Genomic DNA, 23,273 nt, shown 5'->3' with positions numbered 1-23,273 from the left:
GTCAACGGGAGCACTCAATCGTGGGCTCCGGTGTCACGCAACGAACCGCACGTCATCCCGATGTAGGTCGGCAAGGTTGACGTTCGCGAGCGTAATGCCATTCGTGCCATCAACGTTGATTATGGTGTCGTTGCCAACCTGTGACGCTGCCGCCAGAACTGCTTCAAAATCTGCCAGGACACCACCGCGGAATTCGAGAACATCATCAGTTCCCTCACCGGCAACGAAATCACCGATCGTGTCCCAACCAAAGTTCGGCTTGAACACAAAAGTATCGCTACCAGCACCACCTTCGAGATAGTCGCCGGTATTCCGGAAGCCCTCGATGACATCATTATTCACCGTTGTCGCCTGCGATAACAAGACGCTTTGAACATCAGCTTTCGTGAAGGTGCCTTCAACCAGTGTAAAGAGCTCAACGCCACTGCCAGAATTTTCTCCCAGCGTATTCCTGACAGTAATTGATCCACCATCGTTGGCCCCGGCAGAACTATCCCAAACCCAGATTGTGAGATCATCGCCGTTTCGACTTAACCCGATGTCGTAGGTGGACAAGTTGGAGAAAGCTAAACGATCCCAATCCCCTCCAAACTGGTCCTCCAGAATCGTATCGTGCCCACCTCCGCGTCCATAGTTATAAAGATCGTTACCAGCCAGACCGCTGAAAGTGTTGTCCCCACTAACACTCTCGAATACATCATCATTCGCGGTACCGACGATGTTTGCTGGATCCAGAGAAGAGCTGTCTTCGATAGCCATGATTGCTGAACGCGCCATCACACTGCCATCCGCGAATTGAATTTGTTCAATCCCGCTGTAACCATCTGGTTCCGCCCATTGTCCCTCAACTGTGATCAAATGACCCGTTGAAGTCACATTGACTTCGAGCTTGGTTCCTTTTCGCAGGACTGTGACATCGGAACTGTTGAGGTCAGAAAGCAATAGGGTATCGACGTCACCAACATCGTTTGCCTCATCGTTGATTTGATCGTTTCCGTCACCTGACGAATAGACAAACGTATCTGATCCTACTCCGCCAGAGAGTATGTCATCACCCGCGCCTCCGTTGAGGAGGTCATTGCCGGCCCCAGTTCGTATTACATCGTTACCGCCATGACCGTGAATGACGTTCGCCGCCGTATTCCCCGTCAGCACATCTGCAAACTCGGAACCTGTGAGGTTTTCAAAATTAGAGATAATATCTCCCTGAGCATCGCCGCCAGCGGTTGCTCCAGTCTGCAGGTTTACAGATACACCACTACCCGAGGATATATATGTCACAGTGTCGATCCCGCTACCGCCATTAAGAACATCGGCCCCAGCAAGTCCTTCGATGAGATTTGCCCCGCTGTTCCCGGTGATGGTATTGTTCAACGCATTTCCAGCGCCATTGAGAGATGAGGACCCTGTCAACGTTAAATTCTCGAAATTCTCCAACAATCTGTAGGAGATTGAAGATGACACGGAATCGATACCCTCACCTGTAATCTCGATGACCTGGTCGCCAACGTTGTCTATGACGTAATTGTCGTCACCGGCACTGCCAGCCATCGAATCTGCTCCGGCACCGCCATTCAATACGTCGTTCCCGGCACCGCCAAGAAGAACATCGTTTCCGCCGCCGCCAGCAAAAGTGTCATTTCCATCGAAGCCCGACAATATGTTATCAGCACTATTACCGGTGACAGTATTCGAAAGTTCATTGCCTGAACCGTTGATTGCCCCCGCACCTGTAAGTGTGAGGTTTTCGACATTTTGCGCGAGAGTGAATGAAATAGACGCCGATATTGAATCAGTTCCTTCATTCAATGCTTCGATAACTACATCTCCGGCGTCATCAACAACGTAGCTGTCGTTGCCTATCCCACCAAACATCGTATCAGCACCGGCTCCTCCATCGAGGAGATCGTTCCCTGCTCCACCACGAAGCAAATCATCACCTAGCAAACCGTAGAGCGAGTCATTACCGTCTTCGCCTGAAAGGTCATTAGATGCGTCGTTGCCTCTAAGGGTGTTAGCAAGAGTGTTCCCCGTACCGTTGAGGGCCAGAGAGCCTAGAAGCGTGAGATTTTCTACATTATCGCTCAGAGTATGGGAGACGTACGCTTGGACCAGGTCCGTCCCTTCGGCGGCACTTTCCCTCACCACGTCGGCGATATTATCAACGATGTAGGTATCATCGCCCGCACCGCCGCGCAGCACGTCCACACCGGAGCCTCCGTCAAGTGTGTCATGACCTGCGCCGCCTTCAAGAAGGTCATCACCACCAAGGCCGTATAGGACATTTGCGGCCGTATTCCCTGTGATGGTGTCAGCGAACTCAGAACCGGTAACGTTCTCAATATTGCTGAGTACGTCGCCTTCAGCATGTCCACCGCTTGCAGTGCCAGCGAGCAGATTGACGCTAACCGCAGCATCGGACTCTGCGTAGGTTACCGTGTCTGTTCCGGCACCGCCATCAATAATGTCGCCACCACCCAAGCCGGCGAGTGTATTATTGCCCGTGTTGCCGACGATAGTGTTAGCTAGCCCATTTCCAGTCCCGTTAAGAGCAGAAGAGCCCGTTAATGTAAGCTTCTCGACTTCGGAAGCGAGCGTGAAGCTGACAGACGATTGAACGGTATCAATGCCCTCTCCGGCGAGTTCGACAACGAGGTCGCCGATGTCATCCACGGTATAGAGGTCGTTTCCTGTTCCGCCCTCAAGAATATCGGCGCCAGCACCCCCATTGAGCGTGTCATCTCCTCCCAAGCCGCGCAGGCGATCGAGGCCTGCACCAGCGGTGATGGTATCGTTGGTCTCAGTACCGTAGAAAGCCGCAATTGTGCGCAGCAATGCGTCGAGGGACCAGTCGGTACCACCGAGCGAACTGCCGTCACCAAACACTATCCGTTCCACCCCACCCTCGAGATCAAATTGATTGTCGAGTGTTACAGTTGTGCCCGTCGAGAGGATACGGATGGCAACATCGGTGAGGTCTGATGTCAGACGCTCGATTCGAATATCCGCTTGATTCAAACCAATCAAGTGCAACGTATCAACGTCTGTGCCGGTCGCCCTCTCATTTACGACATCACTGCCATAGCCTTCCGAATAAACATATGTGTCATGTCCGACCCCGCCCGAAAGCGTATCGTTTCCGGCCCCACCGTCGATGGTGTCATCCGCGTCGGACCCGGTTATAGTGTCGGCACCAATGGTACCGCGGAACCACGCCCTGGAACTGATCATAGCCAAATCCCACGTTGCGTCCGAAAATTCGAGGCGCTCGATCCCCCAATTGGCTGACGTCGAGTAGAACTGGTTCCTTACTGTAAGGATTTCGCTTGTTGCGTTGATCTTGATCGTAAGATCTTGCCCAACCCTTGAGAGCACAACGTCATTGCTCGACAGATAAGTTAGATCGAGAACGTCGACGTCAGCGGATGAGCTGGAATCATCGTTGATGAAGTCGCTGCCATCACCCGCACGATGAATGTATCGATCGTTCCCCGCTTTCCCCACCAGAGTGTCAGATCCCTTACCACCGGCAAGAACATTGGAACCCGTCGTTCCGGTTAGGGTATCATTGAAGGCAGAGCCTGTAACATTCTCGAAACCGGAAACCGTATCCGTCCCGGCACCACCTGTCGCCTGAGCACTCGTGGAGCCAAGATTTATTGTAATCCCGGCGCCAGCATTTGAATATGAGAGCAGATCTTCACCTGCACCCCCGACGAGGACATTCGTCCCGCTACTACCTTCTATAATATCATCGAACGAAGAGCCCGTGACGTTCTCGATATTGACAAGAGTATCCCCTTCGGCATCTCCCCCTGCCACAACACCCGTGGTCAGCAACACGCTCACGCCGGATGCCGAAGCGACATAACTTGCCGTATCGATACCGAGGCCTCCGTCGAGCATGTCGGCACCTGCCAACCCCGCAAGAACGTTGTTGCCAGAATTGCCCACTAAAACGTTTGCTTGAGCGTTTCCGGTCAGATTGATTGAGGAAGATCCAACAAGTTCGCCGTTTTCCACGTTGGCGGCCAATGTGTGACTCGCCGAGGCTCGGACGAGATCGGTTCCCTCACCAGCTTCCTCAATGATTTCGTCGCCGGCCGTATCGACTATGTAGATGTCGTTACCGGCGCCTCCGATAAGCGTATCGGCACCACCTTGCCCATCAAGTGTGTCATTGCCTGCGAGACCGCGCAGGATGTTGGAGTAGTTGTTGCCTGTCAGCACATTTGCGACACTGTTTCCAGTAGCGGATATGCTGTTGGAGCCAGTCAGAACCAGTTTCTCGACATTGTCTGCCAAGACATAGTTGACGCTGGATTGGACCGTATCCTGGCCGCCATTCATTGCTTCTACGACGACATCCGAAACATGGTTGACTGTGTAAACGTCGTCCCCCGCAAGGCCGATCATCGTGTCAGCTTTCAGGCTGCCTGAAATGGCGTCCGTGCCGGTAGTGCCCTCGTAGGCTGCCCGACGGTCGATCTCCGCCCGCCGCCACAACACTCCGTCCGAAAAGAGGATTTCTCCGATCCCATATTGATAGTTCGCATTCGAAGAATCGAAATGATCTTGGATCGTTATGAACTCTCCGGTCGGATTTATGCGTATGCGCAGATCATTGCCATATACAAGCAATGACACATCCGCGGATGTCACGTCGGTGAATTTCAGGAGATCGGCGTAGTCACGGTCGACGCTATCAATAATCGTGTCGTTCCCATCTCCCTTTTTCCACAAATAGACGTCTCCGCCTTGATACCCACCCGTGAGAGTATCTCCTCCCAGACCGCCCCTTAGTTCTTCGCTAACGTAATTTTCACCCTCAATTGTATCATCGCCAGATGTGCCGGCCAGAAGGCGACTTGACGCCGGGCTGGCGACTGAATGCGAAATGATCTCATTTCTTGAGGCCCATTCGGTTCCATCAGCGAATTGGATGCGTTCGACTGTTTTGTCCGAGCCAAGGAAGAAGCCCTTGAGCAGGACATCAACCAGGTAGCCATCTGCGGTCCTAAAAATATACAGATCCTGCCCGTTGGCGGCGCGCTCGAAGCGACCATATTCCGTGACATCGTAATAGTCGTCCCAGCCACCAAAATCGAGAACGAGGACGTCGTTGTCAGAGGTACTGCCTTCGTCACTGATAGTGATCATGCCAAGATCACTATAGTACTTGTAGATATCATTACCCGACCCACCGATAAGAGTATCGTCGTTTCGGCCAAACAGAGTGTCATTGCCTCCAAGAGTACTGACAACCCCACCGCCGAAACCAATGACGTAATCATCTCCTGCGGATCGGTTATCCTCAAAATATCGTTGAACCAGTCCTGCGTAGCTCACGGTTGAACCGTCCGCCTCGAAATAAAGGCGATCGATGAAGTTACCGGTTCCCAGGAGGCGCAGTTGGTCGCCTGTCCCCTGAATGGAAAGAATTACAAATGTCTCCAGTCTGCCAGTTTCGCTGATCTCGAGGGCGCTGGAAAAGCGAATATCCTCAAGAGTGACCGATGGGCGGAAGCGCACATAGTTCTCGAATTCGAGCGGATAGTTCCAATAGCTCAGGCTCTTTTTGTCGTAGACAGTATCGATGCCGTATCCCCGACCGAAAACATAGACGTCACCGCCGCCCTCACCCCGAAGAATGTCATTGCCTGCACCGCCGTCGAGAACGTCGCTCTTTGGGTCGAAGCCGATAAGTTCATCGTCGCCTGCTGTCCCGGTGAGGAAATAGGCAAGGAGATCGTCGAAGGTCCAGGAGGTTCCGTCAGCAAACCTGATTTCATCAACAGGTCGAATGAAGTCCCGGGTTCCGTTCACGTCGATGCCGACGCCGCCGGTAATTGTTATGACTTCGTCGGTCGGTAGGATCTGAATATAGATATGGTCGTGCGTACCAGCATGGTAGAACGAATCCCGCACAACGCGAATATTTTCCGGTCCGACACCCAGGCCTAGTTCGAGGAAATCAATGCTCGAGCTAGAGTTTTCATTGATGCGATCATTACCGTCTCCAAGATTCCAGACGTAGGTATCATTCCCTTCGTTCCCATAAAGGAAATCGTCACCCTTGCCGCCCACCAGGCGTTCGTCTGCAGTCGTCCCGTTTAGGTCATCATCACCGTCAGTTCCTCGAAGAACGGCATCCGGGTTGACCAGGAGGTCCAGCTCCTGGCGGGTAAGAACAGTCCCATCCGCAAACTCAAACCGGTCGATACCGGCGGACAGGCCGTTTTCCATCGCATATTGGCCGAATATGCGGATACTGTCGGAAGTGCCGGCGATTTGAATGAGGAGACTGCCTGCCTCGCGGGCCGAGTTCCATTCATAAGGATTGCGCGCATCGCGTGTGAGAATTATGTTCGAAACGTTTATACCAGTTCCGAAACGGAGCGTGTCGAAACTGTATGTTTTTGATGAATCGATCGACTCGATAATTCGATCCTGCCCCGAGCCCAGACCAAAGAAGTAAGTATCACTCCCTTCGCCTCCATAGAGGTCGTCATTATCTACTCCGCCATCGAGATAATCATCGCCGCCCAAGCCCAAGATTCGATCATCACCAGCACCACCAAGTAAAACGTTGTTTCTGAAGTCACCTTCAATCAGATCGTTACCTGATGTCGATTGCATAAATCGCTGTGAGAGTTCCTGAGAAGTCCATTTGGACCCATCCGAAAACTCGACTGTTCCGACAACATACGACTGGAGACTTCCTGAAGTCGAGAAGTTTGACGCGAATTGCTCACGGACGGTGATACTGTCCCCTCCGCCAGAAACCGTGAGAGTTAAACTGGTCCTAGTGTAATCAGTAATGATTTTGAGACCATCGTTGGAGACTGCGAGCAGGCCATCTCGGCCAACCGTAACATTGGAAGGGCTGACGTTGGCGTTAAAACGAATAGTATCGTTCGGGTCAACATCATCGGTTGCGCCGTAAATTTCGTCGTGACCATCTCCCCGACCAAAGAGGTAAACATCCTCTCCGTCGCCACCGAAGAGAGTGTCGTTGCCTCTGCCGCCCGAAAGGACGTCTCGTCCGGCGCCGCCGTCGAGCCAATCATCGCCCTCTCCCCCATCGAGAACGTCATTGCCCTGCCCAGCCGTTAGCTTGTCGTTTCCTTGGTGGCCATAGATCTGGTCAGGGCCTAAGGTCCCTTGGAGGTCATCATCACCAGGCGTCCCGATCAGCGAAATTCCGGGGTACGCTCCACGAACTGTGAGGGTGACAAACTGAGAGACACTGGCTCCATCCGCGTCTGTGGCCTTGATTTCAAGCATATAGAGGCGGTTCCCCTCGGTGATATCGAGGAGTGGTGACCTTCCTTTTAATGTTGCGGTCACTGGATCAAAACTTAACCACTCGGGAAGAACGTCGTCACCCTCCAAGCGGATTGAATAAGTCAGGCCGGGACTGTCAACGTCTCCGAAGCTATCACCCGGAATCAAAATCTCGAAATTCGAAAAACTCTCTACAATGAAGTCGGGAATGGTATTCGTGACGATCGGTGCGTCATTGACCGATCGGATGACGAGATACATGCTTGCGTCTACCGATGCTCCTGACCTGTCCGTCGCCCTAACGACGACGGATAAAATGCCAACATCGGCATCATCTGGTACGCCATAGAACGAACTGGTTGCTGGATTGAACTGAAGCCACTCAGGCAAAGCCGAGCCATCGGCCTGGAAAGCCTCAAGTGTTAGCTGATCGCCTGCATCGATGTCGGCAAAGATACCCTGAGGAACCGCGTAGGCAAACGGAGCTCCCTCTGCCGTGTAGAAACTTTCGAGTTGTTCTACGACGTTCGGAGCGTCGTTCGTGTTGCCAACAACAAGCGACGTCGTCGTGCTAACGCTCGCGCCACCAACGTCAATAGCGGTGATCCTGATTTGAAACAAACCTACGTCGCCATTATTAGGTGCCCCGGTGAATCGACCAGTGACCGCATCCAGTTTAAGCCACGATGGGAGTTCAGTTCCGTCGGCCATTTCAGCCGTATACCTCAAACGGTCGCCCGGCGTGATGTCGTTGAAAGCGCCGGCAGGTATATCAAATACAAACTCGAGATCCTCGGTCGCGTTTAGCGACGCGATAGGTGAACCCAGCGTAGGATAGGTGTTATTCGTGCCGATCGCGATACCAAAACGGGTCGTGCTTGCCGTGATACCATCGGACGCAGTTACCGCAACATCAAGGATGCCCCCATCAACTGCAGTTGGCGTACCTGAAAAAACTCCAGTGGCGGGATTAAACGTGAGCCAACCCGGCAAAGCTCTTCCGTCAGCACGAGCGGCAGACAAAATGACTTGTTGAACGGGAATTCCCACCACCTCGTTATCGGGATCGATGAACGTACCATTCGGGAGCTGATACGAAAACGAGACGCCTGCCGTCGCCACTTGGTTAGCGGGAAGGATTCTTACCTCAGGCGCGTCATTTACGTTCAAAATCTCGATGTCGAAATTTTGGCCGCTACGGTCGCCGTACTTGTCAATCGCTGTGAGCGTGATTGTCAGCGTTCCTACGTCATCATTGTCGGGCTCTCCATAAAAGCGGCTGCCATCAAATTGAAGCCATGTGGGAAGTTGAGAACCATCGCTGAGGGTCGCCACAACACTTATGTGATCGCCCGCATCGGGATCACTGAACAAGCCGATTGGCAATACAAAAGAGAACGACGCATCCTGCTCAGCAGTCTTTTCCGTCAAAACTGAAGTCATTTCCGGCGCGCGATTGTTTGCTCCGGCCTCAATTTGCTCGGCAGTCCACTGTACTCCGTCTTTGAAGCGAATAGCACCAATGACCCCATTAGAGAAATGGTTCGTGACAATGATCTGATCGCTGGAATTGCGTATGGAAACGACCAAGTCGTTCGGATTGGTGCTATCTCTCGAGAGGTCGACATCTCGGGCGAAAATCCCGCTTCCAAACTCGATAACGTTGGCCCCATTTGGAGTCCCGAAATCATTTATCGTGTCAACACCATCACCTCGGCTGACTATATACACATCGGCACCGCCGCCGCCGTTAAGTGTATCGTTTCCATGACCACCCTCTACGCGGTCTTCAATCGCCGAACCAATGAGATTGTCGTTTCCCGTCGTCGTCGAATTTGCAAGCGCCTTTTGAATTAGCTGGTCTTTGCTCCAGATGGTTTTGTCGGCGAACTCGACCCATTCAATTCCATTTGCGCCGCTCAGATGACCGTCGAGAACCAATCTGTCGCCGTTACCGAAGTCGAGAATGATCGCGTCGCCATCTGTCTGGCTGCGAGAGACGTCAACATTGGTTGAATGTAGCCCACCACCCAGTTTAACAATATCGGTCCCGCTCGTTCCGACCTCAGTAATGACATCGTTGCCGTCACCGAGGTTGAAAAGGTAGGTATCCCCGCCTGCTCCTCCGGCAAGGTGATCGTTGCCTTTCCCACCCGACAATATCTCAGCAAAATCAGTACCTGCGATAACATCGTTGCCGTCTGTCTGCTGCGACTCAACCAGTTTTTGGGCAATTGTGTTTCGCGACCATACGGCTCCATCCTGGAACTGAACCGTATCGACACCAGACGTATCGGACGCAAACAGATCGATGAGTGTCACGCTGTCAGTCGTTGAATAGGCAAGCTTTACGCTATTTCCAACCCGCTCAACCGTAACGTCTTTGGCAAGAATACCTGCTCCAAATGTTAGCGTATCGGAGGAACCAGCACTATCGATGATTTCGTCGTGACCGTTCCCAAGATTGAGACTGTAGCGATCCTCTCCGCTATCACCGCGAAGTATGTCATTGCCCGCAGACCCAAGGAAAAGGTCGTTTTCTGTCGTGCCTTCTATGATTTCGTCACTGGCTCCTGATCGCGCGCTCAGCATCTGATTTCTTATCTCAGCCTTGCTCCAGACGGTACCATCTTCGAAACGGATGCTTTCGACGCCACCCGTGTAGTTCCAGGCATGGAACTGCCTTTCAATAACGATGCTGCCGGCATCATTTTTAAAAGAGATCGTGAGGTCTTCGTTCGTCTCTCCCGAGCGGGTGAGCACCACTTCATCCGATGTAATGCCCCCGGTGAGGACAAGCTCGTCGTTCCGGGCCAGCAGTAGTGTTCCGGCACCCGCCCAGTCGAGAATTCGGTCCGCACCATCGCCGCGATTGTAAACGAAGAGATCTCTTTCAAGAGAACCGACAAGCGTGTCGTTGCCCAGACCGCCGTAGACTACTCCTCCATCATCCGATTGAACTGTTTCACTAACGGACTCGGCACCCGTCGCTCGACTTAGAATATCAGACAATGTAAGCGTGACTGTCCCCGCGCGGATTTCCGCCAGGGAACCTGACGCGAGGAAATTCCTGATGGTGAGCTTATCGGTTGGAGAGTTGCCGAACTTGATCACGAGATTGGTGTCATCGAACGAAAATGTCAGCTCGCTTGCTGTGATGCCGCCGCTGAATTCGAGAATCTCAATATCACCAGCACCACGATCGGTAGCTGCGTCGATAATATCGCTCCCGTCGCCACGCACAAAATGATAGGTGTCGTTCCCGGCTCCACCGATTAGCAGATCATTGCCTGTATTGCCACGGAGGACATCGTTTCCTGTCCCTCCAAACAATTCGTCTGCACCTTGACCGCCCATAAGCGTGTCATCACCAGCCTCTCCGAATAGCCGATCTGAGTCCGCCCCGCCTTCAAGAGAATCGTTGCCGCTGCCGCCAAAGATCAGATCATTGTCATCTCCACCGAGAAGCTGATCGTTGCCGACGCCTCCGAAGAGAACATCATTTCCCTTATCGCCATTGATGACATCAGAACCAACTCCGCCGTCGACGAAATCATTCCCAGCTCCAGCCGAGACCGTATCATCGCCTTGATATGCATGGACACGATCGTTGCCAGCCGAACCGGTCAACAAGTCAGCGGACGAGGAATCCGTAATCAGGTTCGTCGCGCTAACCGTGGTATCGGCGATCGCGGATATGGTGTTCGAATCGAGAACCAAACCGTTCTTGAATTTGAAACTTTCAATCGCCCAGGAGAGATTCTCGAAATTCTCAATCGTCAGACGATCGGTGCTGTTCGTCACCTGCAGAACAAGGTTCCCACCATTTCTCGTTATGGTGAAATCGGACAGGTCATGGGCCAGGAATTCAAACCGGTCACCCTGGCTATTATCCAGAACGACAATATCCTGACCAAAGTTCTGGTCAAATCGATAGGTATCGACACCACCGCTGCCTTCCAACCGGTCATTGCCCAACCCTCCTGCAATGACATCGTTACCGCCCGACCCAAGAATAGAATTATCCCCAGGGGTCGACTGGCTTTGCAGGTATAGCTGAATGATTTCAGCGCGCGTCCATATCGCGCCTGCAGAGGTCGCGACCTTGCTGAGCTGATGGGTACTGTTCGTGAAGAAACCAGCCACTGTGACCGAGCCACCGCCGGCCCCGGCGATCTGGACTATCAAGTTTCCAGTAAAACCGCCTGCTGGATGCGGCTCCCTCAGGAATGTTACGTCACTCGGCAGAATATCTGGCCCAAGGACCAGAACGTCTGAACCGGCGTCTCCAAGCACAGATTGAATAACGTCATGACCACCGCCGCGCTCCCAGACAAATGTCTCGCCAGCCCCCCAGGCCTCGAGAATGTCATTACCGGCACCTCCGTGCAGAACGCCGGCGGAACTGGATCCGTAGATGTGATCGTTGCCCGAGGTCGTAGCCTGGCTATAATATCGTTCGAGAAGATCGGAATGGTTCCAGACTACCCCGTCGGAGAATTCAAAACGATCTACAGTGGCAAAATCGATGAAATTTGTAGGGTTGATCAGCTTGATCTGATCATCGGTTCCACGGACCCGAAGAATTATTGAATTGTAGTCGTGTCGAAGAACTTCTATTTCGCCTGACGCAATGTCCAGGAACTTGACAGTGTCCTTGCCGGTGTTGTTGTAATCTCGAAGTTCATCACGGCCGTCACCACGAGCGAAAATGTAGGTATCGTCACCATCGTTATCGACAAGGATGTCGTTACCGAATCCTCCCCGGATTTGATCTGCGCCGATTCCTCCGTCAATCCGATCGTCACCCGCACCTCCGAAAAGCAGATCATCACCTGCTCCACCAATAATGCGGTCCGCGCCCCCGCGCCCGTCGATCGTATCGTTACCGTCCTTTCCGTCGAGGATTTCCGCAATGTCGATGCCAACCAGTTCGTCAGAACCGTTTGTTCCCTCGATATGGGATTGTGCCGTCCCCCCCTGGCTGTCCGGCAGCACCGAAATATCCTGAGTGTCCGCAGAGTTTGGAGAGGACAGATCAGCGTCCACACCCTCAAACAACCACAGACCCTGCTGTTCCGTTGTCAGAGAAGACCAGCCCACGATCCGGATACTGTTATCTTGACCATAAGTTATCAGTAAGTCCTGGCCGCCGGTTCCATTATCCACAAGAGCACGTTGCATCGTGGTTGGATCAAGCCCGCCGAGAAAACGTACAATACTGCCTTCAGGTGAGGTATCGATGATAACGTCGTTACCGTCGCCTTGCTGAAAGACGTATGTATCCCGGCCCTCACCGCCCACGAGCGTATCGTTACCGCCTTGGCCATTAAATACATCGTCGCCGGCGCTGGCCGTAAGTACGTTTATTCCCTCATTGCCACTCCGGTATATACCGCCGTTAATTGAGTTACCTGAAGACGAACCTCCCGCCGATGCGGCGAGGCCCCGTAACCCTGGGCCAGGCGAGCTTCCACTCCCGCTCAGATTGATTTCTTGAGGCTTGAAGCCGAGACCAGCCAACTTCTCTCTAATAGTTTCAAGAGAAAGCGTGTCCCAATCATCCAACTGGCCATTTTTGTTGGTGCCGCTGTCCAGCGCATTGCGCCAGGAGAGATTTTCGATAGTTATACCGAAATCGCCTTGCCGCCATCCCTTCAATGCGATCTGGTATTCTTCTTCCTGCTCCAGATTCATTGTAATCGTAACGTCGGCGGTCGTTACACGGCCGCTAAGATCGTACTCCGCGTTTTCAAGTGTGTAGAGTTCGCCTTGCGTTCCGATAATGCGCTGGACATAAGGATCCAGCCAAGCTTCCTTCAGAATAAGTAAATCGCTGAGCATCATTGGCATCAGCGACATCATGACAGCTAGCCCGATTCCTCCAAATAAGGGTGAGCCAACTCCTGCATATCCGGAGAGAGCAGCAATATAACCTGTATATTGCTTCACATGTTCAGCCAGCCAGGCCTCTACCCGGTCGGTGGTGGAAATTCCGTAACTCTCGCCGTTCATCGTCGGAGGCGCAGCAGGAACCGCCAGAATGTCGACAAACGTGCTTACAGCACCACCAACCAGGTCGAATTTATCGAAATCAAAAGCTGCTCCACCTATGAGCTGCTTGCCATCGACAAGCAAAATCGGTGTGGATCGCTCTTGATCACCAAGGCCCTCGTCGATCTGAATAGTGTTTAAAGTTTTCCCCGCCGCTTCCCCATTCTCCCTTGTCGTGGAGAAATTGATGAACAAGAAACCTTGCTCCCATGGCTCAGGAAAACCCGGATTTGCTTCATCGATAAAATCGACGATGTTGTCGCCCGCCCCCATGTCGACGACAATCGGTGCGTATGCTGCCTCACCGCTGAGCACAAAGCGGTCGGCGTTGTCCGTCAGTTGAACTTTTTCGATCGCAATGAGCGTATCAACGCCGGTGGCTCCGCTCTTGATATCCTTGACCGAAATCTCAAGCGCGCCCACGCCACCGATTTCAGTCAGCTTGAGATCAGTGATTTCCACGCCTTCAATTTGCGGAACGGTTGTACCAACGTGATCATCCACCGTATACCGAACGGTATCGGTTTCTGCATTCCCGGCGAGCCATTGGTGAAAATCTCTCAAGGGATCTTCGCCCTGGTCTCCGCCAATATAAATGTCGCTCTCGTTTTGACGACCCGTTTCCCCATCGCGCTCGGAAACGGAATCAACGACTATGTCTGATCCCTCCCCACCAAACAGGATATCACTGCCGAGGCGACCACTCAGGATGTCGTCGCCGTCTGCTCCGGCAATCATATCATTTTGATGACTGCCATCGATCTGGTCGCTCCCGTCCCCAGAAACGAACAGGCTTGCATGATGTGCATCAAATGTATCGTCTGAGTCTGACAGTGTGAGGACAAGTGGCCCATCCGCGAGCGCGAACTGGATCGATGTCAGTGTTTTTGGCACCGAAAACGGTGAGGCAGAGCCACCATCCTTGTAGAGTTTTTCCATCGCCTCAGAGACGACCGGCTTCGAAGATAATCGATTGTCGCTAAAGAGAGCGTTCACGATCTTGGCGACGCCAAGAATCTCCACCGCCGCCGGATTGTCCGAACTATCACCAATGTTCCAAAACTCTTGGTCCAGATTGAGTGACAAAATGGTGGCGTCAGCAAGACTGTCTGTCTTGCCCCCCGTAGCGGTTAGAAAATCGACAACACCATCTTTTGGTTGAAGCGCGCCACCCTCATAGTTGTGATAGTTCACCTTGTCGAATGCTAGCGTTGCAGCAAATTGCACGATAATCTCCGAGATGCCCCGGGCAGAGGCCTCAAGAAGACCGGATTTTTTATCCGAAGCGACTACTGAACCGAGTGCGTCTGCGTCATTGAACAGGGCGCGGATCGCAGAGTTGCCGAAAACGTAACCAAAATTCGCCTCATCCTCAGCGGAGTTTCTGTCCAGGACCGAGTAGGCGATGGCGGTCAGCATCTTATCCGCGGCGCTGTAGTGGCCTCCACTATCTTCCGGCAGGAATTTCGCTGCCAAAGCGATTTCATTACTGAACAGCGACGTCAGCAGATCGTTGGCAACAGAAGACCACGCAAGGTGTGATTTTTCCTGAGCGTATTTAAGCGTGACAAGCAATGCCTGGCTGTGGCGCGAAGTATCAAATATTGGGAGAGCATCCCAATTGTGGGTGTCCAGCATTGTTTTGGGAATAAACTGCTCTGCGCCCGTTTGCCCTGCTGCAATCCCGGCACCCAAAGAACTGAACAGCGGACTTCCCGTGATAAAAGCGAGAACGTTAAACAGGTTCATCGCGATCGAGCCATCACGAAGTCCAACATTCACTTCGCCTTCGACAAAGTATCCCGTAAAACTCCCAAAGCTGGGAATATGCATTTCCATAAGTTCGAGCAGTTCGGGTGTTACCGTATCAATATCTGGATCAAACAGGCCGGTGCGCCGCGCCAACTCTGTGGCAATCGCCGCCATAGCTCCCTCGCCAAACGGCATATGATCGAAACCGACACCAGTAGCACCGGAGATAAACGACACAAACCCCGCGAGACCACCGCCCAGCGAATGTCCCGTGAGGATTGGCTGCGCCCCCGTATCGTCAAACGCAGAGTGCTCCATTACCTGCTTGTAAAAATCCAGTGCCAGGGTTGCCTGAGAGCCCGCGCCATAACCGCCCCCGAGGGTCCATCCGTTCCAGAGGTCGTTCTCACTGTCTAAAATGTTCTTGTTGTCCGTGCCCCGGTAAGAAATTACCGTTTCCGTACCCCATTTATAGGCGATCGCGTAAAAACCGGCATCTACACCTGGAGTGCCTGTAAGGGTATCACTTTGTAGAGTCACTGTGGCGGTGCCAATTGACGATCCGACACCGCCTAACCCGCCATCCACCACGCCTCTGTTGTAACCACGATTGTATGCGTCCATAGACAGGATCGCCAAAAATAATTCATCAGAAAACGGTTTTAGGGAGGTCATTAATTTTTCTCCGTATCGAAGCTGCCCGCGCTCAGCGAATTGGCAAAGCGGTTAATTGCGTAAATTGTCTCAAAACGATTGCTATCGAGCATCTTGTCGTAATATTCGTTCAACCAAGGCAGGACCTTTTCGACCTTACCTTTCGTCACCCGATCTCGGGTAATCGATAAGGTGATTGAGGTCAGTGAAGTGCCTTGACCGAAAAAATCTTTCAGATCGTCGGGATTTACTTTCTTCACCGTCTTCGGATCGTTGATATCAGTGAAAGCCACCAACAACGGATAGTCGGATCTAGTGAGCGTGGCCGTTGCCGGTTTTGACATGCGTTCCAATTTCGGAGCAACGTCGAGAGGAGCTTCTCCTGGGAAAAAAAGCCCATAGGGTCTCCGCAGATCCGTCAGCAGGACAAATAAATACTTACCCGGCACGACCTCCAAAACAACTGCTTCACCTTGAAGCTTGAAAAATGCGCCACTGGCTTCTCGAGGTATAAACGGTCCACCCTTACTGTGCTCCAAGCTGGCCTTCATCACGCTCGACGCAGATTTAGCCCCTGCCGGGGTCTCAACCGTAACCGTCAGCTTTTGATGCCACGACCAACTGTCATCGCAACCGCCAAGCAACAACAGAACGAATAAAAACGGAATTTTCCATAGAATTCCAAATAGCTGCATCGGATAACAGTTCCGCAGAATAAATGCTGGCCAAGGAAACTCGGCCTCCGAGCCAAACTTCAGATCAAAATAAATGTGGCATTCCCGCAGATTTAAAGTCGCGTGCGAACACGAAGAGGCATTCAGAAATCAGTTGACGGGCTGATCGGCTGGGAGCGTGTTTTTGTCATCAGGTGTTGCAATAAGGCTGCGTAAAACGTCGCTATCAACCAGACGTCCGATAATAGGATGAACCTTTATCTGGTTCTGCTTGGCAATTGTGTTGAAATTCGACAGCACGGAGGTAGCAAGCTCTCGCGTCGGTGCGATAACATCCAGCAACCACACGATTTCACCACTGTTCCAATCAGCAGGCTTTAAGCGTACTGGAAAAACCCCCGCCTTAATCTGCTCTACGATCTTTGCATCAACATCTGCACTCACGCTTGCCCAAATTGCGATAGCGTTTGGTGCCAAAACCGCCTGCTCAGCTCCATCTTCCATTTTTTTCGATACAATTACGATGCGGTCGTGGCTGATCGGATCGATGACCAAATGACCGAGGTCGGCGAGGCTCTGGCTGCGATAGCGGGGAACGGAACTAAGTCCGAATACGACTTGCCCAAAAACAGAAAAAATTTGCCCTTTTGCTTGTGAAAGTTTTTGGATCACATCGTCGTTTATTGCATCGGATGTAGCCTTCTGCTGAGACTCGTCCTTAAAAAAAACCGTCATACTGCCCCCGCAATACCGCCCACAAAGCGTTGATACCCTTCACAACTTCGGAAGTTATCAGATCAAATTTCGATTTCAAGTTGTATGTTTATCACCAAGCGGGATTGCAATGACGGTTGTTGATTGAGGCGATCCAAGTATGGAAGCGTCCAACTGTGCGCGCTTTGGATAAATATTTAAAAGCGGCTGGAGAAGCTCCTAATTTCTCCCGCCCTTTCAGCATCTCTTCGCGCCGGGCGACCACTAGGGACCAGAACAAGATTAGTGCGAAATCGTACGTTTGGCCGCAAAAGTGATGCTCGAGATCAATTTTTCGCCCCAAAACGGGGTCGTAGATAGCATTTCACCCTAAAACTTCATATTCAGCGCATGCGTCAAACCACGGAAAACATACGCGAATTTCGGTTAGCGTACGATTTCGCACTAATCTTGTTCTGCCCCCGATCATGCACGCCTGCGGACACGACGGTCATACGGCCATGCTTCTCGGTGCTGCGAAGCTTTTGGCCGAGGAAGGCGGTTTCGATGGTACCGTCCGCTTCATCTTCCAGCCTGCGGAGGAATGGGGAAAAGGTGCGCTGTCAATGATGTCGGATGGCCTCTTCGAAAAGTTCCCGTTCGATGAGATCTATGGCATCCACAACATGCCGGGTCTGCCTGTGGGCGTGTTCGAAACGAAACCCGATGCCATCATGTCGGCCGAGGACAATTTCGAAATCACGCTCAGGGGCATCGGCGGTCATGCTGCCCGACCGCATTCAGGCAATGAGGTGCTTGTTGCCGCCTGCGCACTTGTTACCAACCTCCAGACGATCGTCGCACGCCGTCTCGACCCTGCCGATATCGCAGTGGTGTCGGTCACCGAACTCATCACCGACGGGACGAGGAACGCGCTTCCAGGAACTGCACGCATCCTTGGTGATGCCCGAAGCTTCCGAAATGAGGTAAGCGCCGACATCGAGAAGCAGATGCGTATTATCGCGCAAGGTACCGCCCTCACCTACAATGTCGAGGCGCATGTCGACTATACGCGGGAATTTATTCCGCTCGTCAACGATGTCGCGTTGGCAAAAGAAGCGATTGACGTGGCGCGAGATCTCGTTGGTGCCGCCAAAGTTCGGGTCAGCGCGAAGCCGATGACGGCGTCGGAAGACTTCGCCCAGTTCCTTACCAGGGTGCCGGGGTGCTTCATATTCCTTGGTAATGGAGAGAAGTCTGCGCCGCTGCACAATCCGAACTATGATTTCAATGACGATGGACTGGTTCACGGCTTGCGGTTTCACGCGGGGATCGTGCAGCGGCGTTTGGCTATGTCTAATGGAGCGGAGACAAACCCTGGAGCCGCCGGAACGTAAACCGTTATCATCATCCGTCCAGGTGGCAGCAGTCCGTCATTTCAAGTCTTGAAGAGAACCGTACCTTGGCGTTGACCACAAGTATTTTCAGCCATTTGGCGATCCAGTGGCACCCACGATTTTCTGGCACTTTACGAACAGAATGTCCAGACCTCGGCAGGTCCGAGGACAGAGCAAGCCGGTCGGCTGTTGTTTTAGCCATGCGGCGTCGAGGTGGCGCTCGCCATCCCTCACCCTGCTGCTATCCGCGCGAGAGTTCATCGACTTGCGCCTGCGTAAGGGGCGAGACGTTAAGGCCTCTGACCAACAGATAGAGCCTTGCAGTCTCTTCCAACTCTTCAGCTGCATATTGCGCGTCGAGCAACGATTTTCCAGATACAACCGGCCCGTGATTGGCAAGGAGCACGGCACGCGCATGACTGATCTTGAGTTGGACGGCCGCTGCTAACCTCGTATCGCCCGGTGGGAAATAATCGACAATCGGAAGCCTTCCGACACGCATGACATAATAGGCGGTAAGCGGCGGAAGAGCGTCGGCGCGATTGATTTCCGGCAGGATGCTGAGTGCAACCGCGTGAGTTGAATGAAGATGAACGACAGCATTGGCGGCCTTACGATTGCAGTAGACGCACTGATGCAGAAAGGCTTCTTTTGTCGGCTTGTCGCCCTCGAGATGAACGCCTTCTGCAGAAAATCTAGAGATGCGGTTGGCATCAAGCGTTCCCAACGATGCGTTCGTCGGGGTCATGAGAACCTCCCCGGACGATAGCCGGACGCTGATGTTTCCGGTCGAGCCTGGAGAAAGACCACGATCGAAAAGCGATCTGCCAACCGATGCAATCTCGTCCCGGACTTTCGTCTCTTCAGATATGATGGCGATCACTGGCACATTCTCCTGGCTTTTTCAAAGAAGTCCGGCGCGCCGAAATTTCCGGACTTCAAGGCAAGCGCCGGTCCTCCAGCGTCTGGCGCTCTCGTCCACGGCACACCCGGATCAATCTCGGGCCCAATCTCCAGGGCGCTCACAGACAGAGCTGCGGAAACCGCTCCTGAGGTTTCTCCACCGGCCACGATAAATCTGCTGAAACCAGCCGATCGTAAGATGGCTGCCAGTTCACCGAGGAAGTCTTCGACCAATGCCCCGGCCTCGTCGCGGCCCAACACCTCCTGGGCCTTGAGAACATCCGCAGGATCGGAACTGGAGTAGATGACGGGTGGCCAACCCTGCGACGCCTCTGCCCATTCCGCAACAGAAGCCACGTCAAGTGTGCCAGAAGCGATTGCGATCGGATCGATTTTGGTTGCTGGATAGCCAAGCCCGATAACGTGGTTCACTTGGGCTCGGGTCGCAACCGAGCAGGAGCCGGCAAGAACCACCGTTCGGCCTTGCGGCCAAACGAATTCTGCACTTCTGCGTTCGCCATGAATTGCTGCAGCATGGTTACGAGCAAGCGCTCCACCAATCCCGGCGGCGCCAGTTACCAGCATTCGGTCACTGCAGGCTTTGCCAATTGCGTTCAAATCCTCCGCTGTCGCTGCATCGGCAATCAAGATGCGGAGGTTCTGTTTCGCCGCTTCCCTTATCCGTGCCGCCACCCTCTCCTGCCCCGCTCGGACATCGGCAGTCGCGAGGAGGCCAACAGAAAAGGCCGTCTGCCTCTGCAGTACCCTGATGAGGTTAGAATCCGTCATCGGGGTGAGAGGATGATCTCTCATCGAACTCTCGGACAATAACTTGTCCCCGACAAACAGATGTCCTTGAAACACCGTCCGGCCATTTTCCGGAAAAGTTGGGCAGGCGATCGTGATGGTCTCTCCCAGTTCCTCAAGCAGCGCTTCGATAACCGGCCCGATATTGCCGGCGTCCGTCGAGTCAAAGGTGGAGCAGTATTTAAAAACGACTTGTTGGACGTCGCGAGCTCGCAGCCATGTCACGGCACGCCTTGACAGCAAGACGGCTTCGGAAGCCGGGATCGTCCTCGACTTCAAGGCGATGACGACGGCATCCGCGTTCTGCTCGAAAGGGCCATCGTCTGGAATTCCATTGACCTGCACAGTGCGCAAGCCCTCTCGGGCGAATGCGAGTGCAATGTCAGTTGCTCCTGTCAAATCATCGGCAATTGCGCCTAACAGCATTGTTATCTCCTCAACGTGGGTTAGCCTGCGAGCGCTTCCCGCATCGCTAGCACCGACGCCTCGGGTGCGCTCAAGACCGGAGTGGCTGTTTGTGAACGCAGAAGGTCCGCAGCACGAGACGTGGAAAAATGTGCAAGCATGATTGCGTCAAAGCCGGAAAGACTGGCGCCTTTCTCGGCAACCAGCCGATTATGCGTTCCCGCATCGCCCCTTCTCAAAGCGGCCATGGCGTCCGGAAGCACAAAGGTCTCAAGCGTCGCTGAGGAGCCTTGTGCCCTCGCCTGCTCGGCAAACTCCTGCTCCATCGTTACCACCGCCGGTGCGAAGGTCGCGATCATCGCGATCCGTTGCCCTTGCCTGATGGCTGCATCAAACATCGGTGCATTCGGCTTCAATACCGGAATTGAGATCTCCGACGCTGCCTGCTCGATTGCAGGGCCGAAGGCTGAGCAAGTAACCAGGATGCCATCCGCCGAAAGGCTGGCACCATAGTGGCACAATGAAACGAACCGGCTTTGCAGATTAGGCCTCAATTCATCAGCCTTTGCCCGATCGATTGTGAGTGCGTCATCAAGCAGGTTTACGGCTTCAGCCTCTGGCCATAGCTTGCGAAACGCTGCATGGATTGGGTCAACGGCGACCATTGTCGCGTGGAGCAACACGATTCGAGAGCGTTGAGCCATCACATGGATCCCCCGTAGTTGCGCATCCAACCGAAGCTCTCTTCGGTAGACGTCGATGGATGATATTCGCAACCCACATGGCCGCTGTAGCCGACATCGTTGAGAACCTGGAACACCCTTGCAAAATCAACGATTGAAGAACCGGGCTCATGTCGCCCGGGATAGTCAGCGATCTGGACATGACCCATCATCGCATGGTGCTTTTTGATGAACGCCAGTGGTTCTGTGCCAAGGCTGATTGCATGATAGACGTCCATCAGAAGCTTAACATTGGATCGGCTTGTCGCTTTGATGGCTTCGATTGCAATGTCAGGGTCGGCAATGAAATAATTCGCAATCGATCCCGGCCCTATGGGTTCGACGATGACGTCGATATCGTAAGCCCTTGCGGCATCCGCCGCATATGCCAGGTTCTCCAAATATTCAGCCCACAGGACAGATCTTGTCGCCCCCGCAGGCACGACTCCAGCCATCGCATGCACCATCTTGCATCCAATTTCGCTGGCATAATCCAGAGTTGGAGCTATGTTTTCCCGAAACTGGGCGCGCTTCTCAGGAAGCGACGCAAAGCCCTTCTCCCCTTTAGAGGCGTCGCCTGCCGGAAAGCCGGTCTGCACATAATGAAGACCGGCATCGTCCAGATATTTTCGGACAGTCGCCGCTGGCGTTTCGAACGGGCTCGGATGCTCCACGGCTGTAAAACCACGTTTACGGGCGGCAGCAAACCGTGCACCAAATGGCAACTCGCCGAATAGAAACCCGATGTGGGCACTGAACCGCAGGGTCCAGGGATTATCCTCGCTCATGCTCTGTCTCCCTTGCGAAGTAAGCGAGTTTGGCCGGCGACAGGCCGGCCAAACGTCTCATGCATGGGCGGCAACGATGCTCTTGAGGTCATCGATGATCGCAACGTGGTCGGCGACTGGCAGCCTGTCGATGGTCATCTGCAACTGACCGAGCCGGTCGACACGGCTGTCGTCGATCGCCTGTCCTATATTGACGGCCGCCGCAAGGACCTCGGTCTCGAACGTGCCATTGAAGTGTTTCAGCAGTTGAGGACCAATATCTTTCCGGATAGCGGAGAGAGCCGCCAGAAGACCATAAGCTCCCCAGTTCGCGACGCCTGACACGATCAGGAAATCCGAACCGGTCTTGGCGGCAATGAGCGAACCGTTGGGGATGTCCTTCTCGACGATATCGAGGGGAAGGACGCCCATGCCGATTTCATTGCCGCCGTCACCGATGCCGATCGTCTTCCATGGCGCCTGCCACCCGTGATCTTCGAAAAGATAGTCCAAAGGTGCGGTATCGCCAGAGATATCCCAACCGTGTTCGCGGTGCGGCTTTCCATCGGAGCCCAGCGAGCAACGCTCGATGGCGATAAGGTGTGTAAGCGGCGTCTCGGATTGCTCGATGTTCTTGCGAAGATTGCGCACAGCGGTCGCATCAACGGAAACCACCTCCAGTCCGACCTCGTGGGGTAGCACTTTCGTGACCGCCCAAACCGCCTTCGCACATGGTGCGTCGGTGATCACTGTCACCTTGATTCCGGCCTCGGTGAGCCCTGCAGCGAGTTGGGCCATCCCATTCAGGCCGTCCGTCTCGGGAGATGGCGGTTCCGCATGCCGAACGAAGAAGCCACAAATGATCCCCACATGCGGAGCGGGATGCTCACCAATCGACCTGGCTGCCTTTTCAATATTACCGTTGGCGAATGCGACCAGTCGCGAGATATCGCGACGGACCATGCGGCCAACAGATGCTTCCACTGCTTCAAAAACCGACGACATGGAACCTCCATTTGCATTAATATATCTCACATATATTATCATGAAATAAGCTCGTCAATCTTTGAGGTGCAAAAAACGATAGGGTCTCCACCTCGACAAATTGCCCGCAAAACTGCATGTTCGCGATCAGACTTGCAAAACACGCCGCAAAGG

At 53.4% G+C, this 23,273-nt stretch carries 8 protein-coding genes and 1 pseudogene; 1 reads left to right on the top strand and 8 read right to left on the bottom strand.

The features are described 5' to 3' along the window. Positions 1–33: 33 nt before the first annotated feature. The 3 genes from J5276_RS30570 to J5276_RS26190 all read right to left on the bottom strand — a co-directional run bounded on the left by J5276_RS30570 (position 34) and on the right by J5276_RS26190 (position 17,156). The gene (locus J5276_RS30570; protein ID WP_247750006.1) at positions 34–15,768 is read right to left on the bottom strand and encodes a calcium-binding protein; all 15,735 of its coding nucleotides are present in this window, start codon (positions 15,766–15,768) and stop codon (positions 34–36) included. Continuing rightward, positions 15,768–16,442: a hypothetical protein gene (locus tag J5276_RS26195; protein WP_174066466.1), complete on the bottom strand. Its 675-nt coding sequence runs from the start codon at positions 16,440–16,442 to the stop codon at positions 15,768–15,770. The genes J5276_RS30570 and J5276_RS26195 overlap by 1 nt, the downstream gene beginning before the upstream one ends. Positions 16,443–16,571: 129 nt before the next feature. Continuing rightward, positions 16,572–17,156, bottom strand: a complete 585-nt coding sequence (locus J5276_RS26190) for a toxin-activating lysine-acyltransferase (protein WP_174066464.1) — start codon at positions 17,154–17,156, stop codon at positions 16,572–16,574. A gap of 443 nt (positions 17,157–17,599) precedes the next feature. Here J5276_RS26190 and J5276_RS26185 point away from each other — a divergent pair. After that, positions 17,600–18,511, top strand: a pseudogene (locus J5276_RS26185) (amidohydrolase); the annotation flags it as partial. A gap of 241 nt (positions 18,512–18,752) precedes the next feature. Here the strand turns inward: J5276_RS26185 and otnC are convergent. The 5 genes from otnC to J5276_RS26160 are packed head-to-tail and all read right to left on the bottom strand — an operon-like array spanning position 18,753 to position 23,120. After that, positions 18,753–19,394 carry a 3-oxo-tetronate 4-phosphate decarboxylase gene (gene otnC / locus J5276_RS26180; RefSeq protein ID WP_174066577.1) on the bottom strand — a complete coding sequence of 214 codons (642 nt, stop codon included), beginning with the start codon at positions 19,392–19,394 and terminating at the stop codon, positions 18,753–18,755. Then, entirely contained in the window at positions 19,391–20,647 is a 1,257-nt protein-coding gene (gene otnK / locus J5276_RS26175; RefSeq protein WP_174066462.1) for a 3-oxo-tetronate kinase, read from the bottom strand. The genes otnC and otnK overlap by 4 nt, the downstream gene beginning before the upstream one ends. Before the next feature lie 20 nt (positions 20,648–20,667). After that, positions 20,668–21,360 (bottom strand): arylsulfatase, encoded by a 693-nt coding sequence (locus J5276_RS26170; RefSeq protein ID WP_336510452.1) that lies wholly within the window; start codon positions 21,358–21,360, stop codon positions 20,668–20,670. Further along, complete coding sequence (locus tag J5276_RS26165; protein ID WP_174066460.1) at positions 21,330–22,136, bottom strand: hydroxypyruvate isomerase family protein; 807 nt, start codon at positions 22,134–22,136, stop codon at positions 21,330–21,332. The genes J5276_RS26170 and J5276_RS26165 overlap by 31 nt, the downstream gene beginning before the upstream one ends. Positions 22,137–22,193: 57 nt before the next feature. Beyond that, complete coding sequence (locus J5276_RS26160) at positions 22,194–23,120, bottom strand: glutamate cyclase domain-containing protein (protein WP_174066458.1); 927 nt, start codon at positions 23,118–23,120, stop codon at positions 22,194–22,196. Positions 23,121–23,273 lie beyond the last annotated feature (153 nt).

This window comes from Agrobacterium sp. S7/73, assembly GCF_019355535.1.
GTDB classification, from domain to species: Bacteria; Pseudomonadota; Alphaproteobacteria; order Rhizobiales; family Rhizobiaceae; genus Agrobacterium; species Agrobacterium tumefaciens.
The sequence above is the reverse complement of the archived record's forward strand: the minus strand, read 5'-3'. Positions and strand labels throughout refer to the sequence as shown.